This window comes from Runella limosa DSM 17973 (genome assembly GCF_000482465.1).
Taxonomy (GTDB): domain Bacteria; phylum Bacteroidota; class Bacteroidia; order Cytophagales; family Spirosomataceae; genus Runella; species Runella limosa.
Genome location: NZ_AXVJ01000044.1, coordinates 144,683 through 151,636, shown reverse-complemented (window position 1 = coordinate 151,636; position 6,954 = coordinate 144,683). Strand labels below are relative to the sequence as shown.

Annotated in this window: 7 protein-coding genes; all 7 read left to right on the top strand. The window is 44.0% G+C overall.

All coding sequences use genetic code 11. From position 1 onward, the window contains the following. Nucleotides 1-1,002 (top strand): fibronectin type III domain-containing protein (locus tag K339_RS32595; protein ID WP_157607476.1); only part of this gene is annotated, 1,002 nt, incomplete at its 5' end. A 3-nt stretch (nt 1,003-1,005) separates the two neighbouring features. Continuing rightward, the gene (locus K339_RS0105220) at nt 1,006-1,473 is read left to right on the top strand and encodes a hypothetical protein (protein ID WP_028522678.1); all 468 of its coding nucleotides are present in this window, start codon (nt 1,006-1,008) and stop codon (nt 1,471-1,473) included. Between the two features lie 242 nt (nt 1,474-1,715). Further along, nucleotides 1,716-4,499, top strand: coding sequence for a sensor histidine kinase (locus tag K339_RS0105215; RefSeq protein WP_211243782.1), 2,784 nt, complete (start codon nt 1,716-1,718; stop codon nt 4,497-4,499). A gap of 143 nt (nt 4,500-4,642) precedes the next feature. Next, nucleotides 4,643-5,023, top strand: coding sequence for a hypothetical protein (locus K339_RS0105210; protein ID WP_028522676.1), 381 nt, complete (start codon nt 4,643-4,645; stop codon nt 5,021-5,023). Between the two features lie 26 nt (nt 5,024-5,049). Continuing rightward, nucleotides 5,050-5,364 carry a LytTR family DNA-binding domain-containing protein gene (locus K339_RS0105205; RefSeq protein WP_084332114.1) on the top strand — a complete coding sequence of 105 codons (315 nt, stop codon included), beginning with the start codon at nt 5,050-5,052 and terminating at the stop codon, nt 5,362-5,364. 71 nt (nt 5,365-5,435) lie between these two features. After that, nucleotides 5,436-5,852: a type II 3-dehydroquinate dehydratase gene (gene aroQ, locus K339_RS0105200; RefSeq protein WP_028522674.1), complete on the top strand. Its 417-nt coding sequence runs from the start codon at nt 5,436-5,438 to the stop codon at nt 5,850-5,852. Beyond that, nucleotides 5,849-6,934, top strand: coding sequence for an aminotransferase class V-fold PLP-dependent enzyme (locus K339_RS0105195; protein WP_028522673.1), 1,086 nt, complete (start codon nt 5,849-5,851; stop codon nt 6,932-6,934). The genes aroQ and K339_RS0105195 overlap by 4 nt, the downstream gene beginning before the upstream one ends. The last annotated feature ends 20 nt before the right edge of the window (nt 6,935-6,954 follow it).

The following is a 6,954-nucleotide window of genomic DNA, read 5'->3' as shown; positions in this document are numbered from 1 at the left end:
GACGGGGTTAATTTTGAAAAGATAGCGGAAGTAGGTGCGGGTGTAGTCGTTTATTCAGACAAGGGCTTGAGCGCATCGACGAAATATGGTTACCGTGTACGAGCGAAAAACACGGCAGGAGTATCGGGTTACAGCGTTCCGAAAGAGGCGGTTACGTCGGCTGCGCCCGTGTCAGTTCCCAAGTCGCCGAGTGATTTGGCGTTGACGGTAGTGAGCCGTGGTCAAATAGATTTGAAGTGGTTGGATAATTCAGATAACGAAGTGGTTTTTGAAATTGAGCGGGGTTTGGACGGGGTTAGTTTTAGTAAAATTGGGGAAGTGGGAGCCAACGTGACGAGTTATTCCGACAAAGGCTTGAGTGCTTCGACGAAGTATTATTACCGAGTACGGGCCAAGAACACGGCGGGCGTTTCTGACAACAGCCCAATGAAAGACGCGACTACGTCGGTGACTACTCAAACAACATTAATTGCGCCGTCAAATTTAACTGTAAAACAAGCTCCAATGGCATTGACACTTAGTTGGTTAGACAACTCACAAGATGAGACAGGGTTTGAAGTTTCTCGTTCAGTCAATAACGAAACAAGCTGGGAGGTAATTAAAGCAGACTTAGCGGCTAACACGACCGAATTTGTCGATAAAAATGTGCGCCCGACTTTTATGTACTATTACCGAGTACGAGGATTTAAAGGAGGGACTTTCTCAAATTACTCGTCGGTAGTTGGGGCAAATGGCCCTGTAATTACGGGAACGAATGTTTTGCAAAATCTAACCGAAACATTGGTGTATCCGAATCCTGCCTCAGATGTAGTATATATCACACCTCCCAATGGCACATCGGCAAAGTATCAACTGTTGACTGTTACTGGTAAAGTAGTGTCAAGTTCCATCGCAGAACAACAAACTCCCATCAGCCTGACAGGTTTAGAAACAGGAACGTATTTTCTAAAAATACACCAAAACGATAAAAAAGTGGTAACAATTAAATTGTTTAAACAATAGATTATGAAAGAGTTAAAGGTTTTTTTGAAAGCTACTGTACTTGTGGTAGGTGTTTTACTAGCTCCTGTCTCCTGCCGTGTTCGTAACCTTGCGGATGTTACCAGCAACGCCCTTTTTTCGGGAAGTTTTGTTGCAAACGTCGTCAAAGAGGGTTCTGTGGTGGTTTACCGAAGAGGGACAACGGGGAATTATATTCCAGGATATTCAAAATTTCGGATTGAGTTTGTGGCGGGTTCAGGTAATAAAGTCCGCTTTACAGAGTACACAGGTGAGACGTTTGAGGGGATTTGGAGTTATTCGGAAGATAACTCCACCTTGTCCTTTCGACAGTTAGTCCCTGTACCCTCAGCAGGCAACAGCTTGATTTTTAAAGTAGAGAAAAAAGAAAGGAACGATTTCATTTTAAGTAGTATTTCTCCAAACCCGAAGACAGGAAGTACGCTGAATCAATATGCACTGATAAGTGAGTAAGGAAGAATATTTGCAAGATTCCAAAGAAATCCTAATTTTGGAATTCATTCGCTATCACTTCCTTACATCAATTGCAGGCACTGTTTTTACATCTTTGGAAAAGCTTTTTTGTACTAATCGGCTTAGGAATAAGTTTTGGTTGGGCACAAAAAAAGTACCTCGTTTCTTTACTTGACGCCGACAAAGAGTACATTTCGGGCTCCATTTTTTGCCTTCATAAAGATAAAAAAGGCTTTGTTTGGATGGGAACGCCTGGCGGGCTTTGCCGCTACGACGGGACTCAAATGCGCTTCATGGGCGATTCGGCCATTCGCGCGGTAGATTTGGTCAGAACCGTTGTGGAAGACCCAAAAGGTAATTTTTGGCTGGGGATAAATAGGATTCCAAGTTTTTTTGAGCGGTATTCGACCGTCGCGTATTTTTTACGAACAACCGAACGCTTTGTTCACCTTAAAGAGAAAACCAAGGAAGGATGGAGGCCGATGAAAGGACAGCCCCTGGGACTGGTAGGAACCAGACTCTGGTGTATATCGCCTTCAAACCAACAGTTGTTTTATTTCGATGTAGTGACTCGGCGTAAAACCGTTGTGTTAACTCAAGTACCTTTTTTTGAGGATAATGACTTCTACGACCATCAATCCATGTTTGATGGGAAACGTTACCTCTGGATTCACCTCTTGGAGGGTATTTTAAGGTTTGACACGCAGACATTGGAAAGCTGTTATATTTTCAGTAAACATCCGTTGAACAAACTGGGGAAACCCACCTTTTTTAGCCACTTTAAACTGACCGAAGAAGGGATTTATGCGGCAACAAAAGATTTTTCAGGGATGCTGATAAGTAATGATTTACGAACCGTGAAACCGACGACGAAAACGCAGGAGTTTTTTGCGCCCCATCATTCAGTGGTGACTTTCCCGAAGGCAGTGTATCCTTATTATCCTCATTACAAAACTTTTGACGATGGGGTACAGTGGCTTTGGAACTTTAACTACGGCTATAAACTTAACCCGTTGATTCCCAAGTTTCAAAAAATTACCGCAAATACCCATGAAGTACCCATGAAGCTTTCAATTCGGGGCTTTTTGGTGCTCAATGACAGCCTGCTGAGGGTGAATCTGGACGATTATCAAGTGCTGCTTTACAATAAAAAAGCGAATGAGTTGTTTTTCCCCAATCCGAATGATAAACTCAATAGCACAGGCGGACGAACCTTTCGGAGTATGGATGGAAACGTTTGGATTATGGCAAAAAATAGGCTTTGTGTGTATGACCCGTCGAGGAAAACCATACGAACGTTTGTGAATCCTGACACGCTCCAAAACGAGTCAAAATTTGCCAACACCATTCGAAGTGTCTTTGAAGCAACTCCTACGACATTGGTGCTGAATACCGAATCGGGGATGTTTGCGTTTCATCGAAAAAGTTTGACTTTTCAACGGATTCCTTTCTTTGGGAACAACGGGCGCGTGTGCCTGCACGACAAAGAAGGGCGGTTTTACGTGGGTTTTAATGGGAAATTACACATTGGCTACCTCCGAGATACGGTTTGGCGGGCAACTACTGCCCCGATTACAGGGGCGATTTTTCGCAATGGCTACGACGATGTAGCTCATAATCAGGTGTTAGGGGCAAGTGCAACGGGATTGTTTGTTATTTCTAAAGCTACGTGGAAAGTCACCAAATGGACTGCGAAGGAAGGGCTTGCCAGTGAGTATGTATATGATGTGTTGGTGGATAAAAAAGGACATTTTTGGATAAGTAGTGCGCGTGGAATTTCGAGGATAGACCCTTATCATTCAAAAGTCGAAAATTTTAAGCTCACCGATGGACTGCAAAGCAATGATTTTAATTCGCGGACGGCCTATCTTGCACCCGATGGGGAAATGTTTTTTGGTGGAAGTCAGGGTTTTAACCGCTTTTACCCCGAGGACATTACAAAGAATACGTATTTGAGTAAACCGTATTTGACGCAATTAACGGTTAAAGAATCTCCCTATAAATTGCCCGTGGTTATCAGTGAAGCAACGTCCATCACGCTGCCGCCCGATAGCAATTCGTTTGCCATTCAGTACAGCGTTATTGATTATATGTCGGAAGGGGTCAATAGTTACCAATTTCGGCTTCTGGGGTCGGATAGCACTTGGGTAAATGCCAATAAACAAACCATCGCACGCTTTATCCAAGTACCAGCGGGGAAGTACGTTTTTGAGTTAAAAGCAGCCAATAGTGATGGCGTCTGGAACCCGATTCCTACCCGACTCAAAATAGAGATTCGCCCCTATTTTTGGCAAACGCAGTGGTTCAAAGCCCTGCTATTTTTGGGAATGATGGTTGGCTTGTATTTCTTTGATAAATACCGTGTTCGGCAACTTTTGGCGCAGCAACGAAAGGAAATAAAGCTAATGGTACAAACCCAAGAAATCGAACGAAACCGCTTTGCCAAGGAGGTTCACGATGGCATTGGAGCCAACCTAACCGCTCTCCGAATCATGGTGGGCTTGTTGGGAAATGTCGATATTGCGATGCTCAAAACGAAGTTGGAAAATGTGCTAGAAACTACCTTCGATGATTTGCGAGGACTAATCAATGATATGAGCCCCAGAAGTCTGAAAATCAAAGGCTTGGTAGGAGTGTTGCGCGAGCGGGCTGAACTTATCAATCAAACGCAGAAGGTGTACATAATTGTCAACGTGAGTCGTAAGTTTCCGAAATACTTGGCTGAGGAGTATGAGATGAACTTGTATCGGATTGCTCAGGAATTGCTTCAAAATACCCTTAAACACGCAAGTGCCACCGAGGTGACTTTTTATCTTGATTACAACAACAAAAACTTGCTTTTAAACTATATCGACAACGGGCAGGGTTTTGATTTAGAGAAGATTAAACATACCAACGGGAACGGTGTCGCCAATTTGTATGCGCGCACGCAATTGCTCAACGGTACGATAGAGATATATTCGGCAGCGGAGCAAGGAATTGAAGTAACTATCAAAATTCCTTACGATTTAGCCGTAGAAGAATAGTTTTCTGATGTCAGTTTAGACCAAACTCATGGTTTCCCATGAGTCAATATCATGGGAAACCATGATAAAGAGTATAGAAAAAAATGAGGAGGTTTGTGCAGTTATAAAACCCTATTTTTTAAACCTTTCAGACCTTTTATTTTATGAAAACGAATACTTTTATCCTGATTGTAACGGTTTACAGTTTGTTGCTAGGCTTACCAGCGATTGTTGCTCCAATGATGGCTTCCGACTATTTTGGCCAAGTTTCTCCCAATGTCAATGAGCTTTCTCTGTTCAATTTTTTAGGAGGCTACCAACTGGCCATGGGTTATTTGGGCTATGTAGCGTATCGCTCAACCGACAAAGCAACCCGTAGGGGTTGGTTGTTGTCCATCGTTTTTCTAACCGTTTTGGCTGAGGTAGTCTATTATTACAACCTGAACGTGAGACACATGCCGCCTCATAAAACGATTGTGATGGACATGGCCATTTGGGCCGTTATGGCCATTGGGGCTTTGTATTTTTGGAATAAAGAGAAGTAAATCAGATTTTAACCCCCTTCTTACCAATGATGAACGCTTTATCTCATTTACCAAACTCAGGAAATTATTTGGTACTTCTACGTGGGCGTTTACGATTGCGTATAGCTGACATCGTTCGATTGGAAGCAGACCGAAACTATACCCGTTTTGTGCTGGCCGACGGTCGAACGTTGTTGATGGCGCGCACGCTTGGTTCCTTCGAAAAAGAATTACCAACTGTATTTTTTCGGGCCAACAAGAGCGTTTTGGTGAATCGTTTACACATCAAAGTGTTCGCTAAAGATTGGCTCGAAATGATTGACGGTTTTGGAGTGGCCGTAGCGAGGCGTCGAAAAATATAAGAGACCAAAACAAGTTTTGAATGTACCACTGGAAGGTCGTAATATTGCAATTGAATCAAAACGACCATCCAGTGAAAAAAATACTCATAATGAACGGCCCCAACTTGAACCTGTTGGGTAAACGTGAACCCACCATTTACGGGAGCCAAACCTTTGAAGATTACTTCCAAACCCTTCAGCAACTTTTTCCTGAAGTAGAACTTCATTATTTTCAATCAAACCACGAAGGGGCACTCATCGACAAAATCCACGAAATTGGTTTTACGTTCGACGGTATTGTTCTCAACGCTGGTGCCTATACGCACACGTCGGTAGCTATTGCCGATGCTCTTTCGGCCGTCACAACGCCTGCAGTCGAAGTTCATATTTCGAACGTACACGCCCGTGAAGCTTTCCGTCACCACAGCTACCTTAGTAGCCGGGTAAAAGGTGTCATTGTAGGATTAGGATTAAGAGGCTACGAATTAGCGGTTCGGTACTTTATATGATAACCTTTTATCCTGGTCCATCCAAAATTTATCCGCAAGTCGAACAGTACTTGCAGGAGGCGTATCGCTCGGGGATTCTGAGCATGAACCACCGCAGCCAAGGCTTCATGGACGTGCTCAAAGAAACGCTGCGGTTGATGCACGAAAAGTTAGACATACCCGCCGATTATTCCATTTATTTGGTGTCGTCGGCCACGGAGGCTTGGGAGATTGTGGCCCAATCACTGACCAGTCAGCACAGCGCGCACCATTACAACGGTGCTTTTGGCAAAAAATGGTTTAGCTACGCCACGCACATCGTTCCGCAAACTTCGGGCTCGTTGTTCCCAATTAATCAAACTTTGCCATATCATTTGTTTCAGGAAGGGGAGGAGAGCACGGCTTTTAATCGTCAACGCCTCAGCGATTACGAAGTACTGTGTTTGACCCACAGCGAAACCTCCAACGGAACCCAAATACGAATGCAGGAGTTGGCCGAAGTTCGCGCCATGACGCCCGCGCTCATGGCCATTGATGCTACTTCGTCGATGGGAGGTGTGGCGTTTGACTGGACGCTCGGTGATGTTTGGTTTGCTTCCGTACAAAAATGCTTTGGTTTGCCCGCAGGCATGGGAGTAATGGTTTGTTCGCCCCAAGCCCTCGAAAAAGCCCGTGCGGTCAATGATATTTTGCGGTACAATAGCTTACTGTTTATTCACGAAAACTTTGAAAAATACCAAACGCATTATACACCAAACACGCTTGGTGTGTATTTGTTGATGCGGGTCATGGAGCAACTTGAGCCAATTTTTGCCATTGACCTACGAACGGTTAAACGTGCTGAAAGCCTGTATCAATTTATTGAAAATGAGACTAATTGGGAACCTTTGGTGACAAACAAAGCGACTCGTTCGGATACAGTCATTGCGGTAAAAGGGGAGCCTCAAGCGATAGCTGCGCTTAAAAAAGAAGCTACTTTGGCGGGAATCACCTTGGGCAACGGCTACGGCGAATGGAAAAATAATACTTTCCGAATCGCCAATTTTCCTGCCATTGAGGACGAGGAAATCGAACAATTGCGGTCTTTTTTACGAAAAAGATAAGGTAGGAATCCAATAACGGA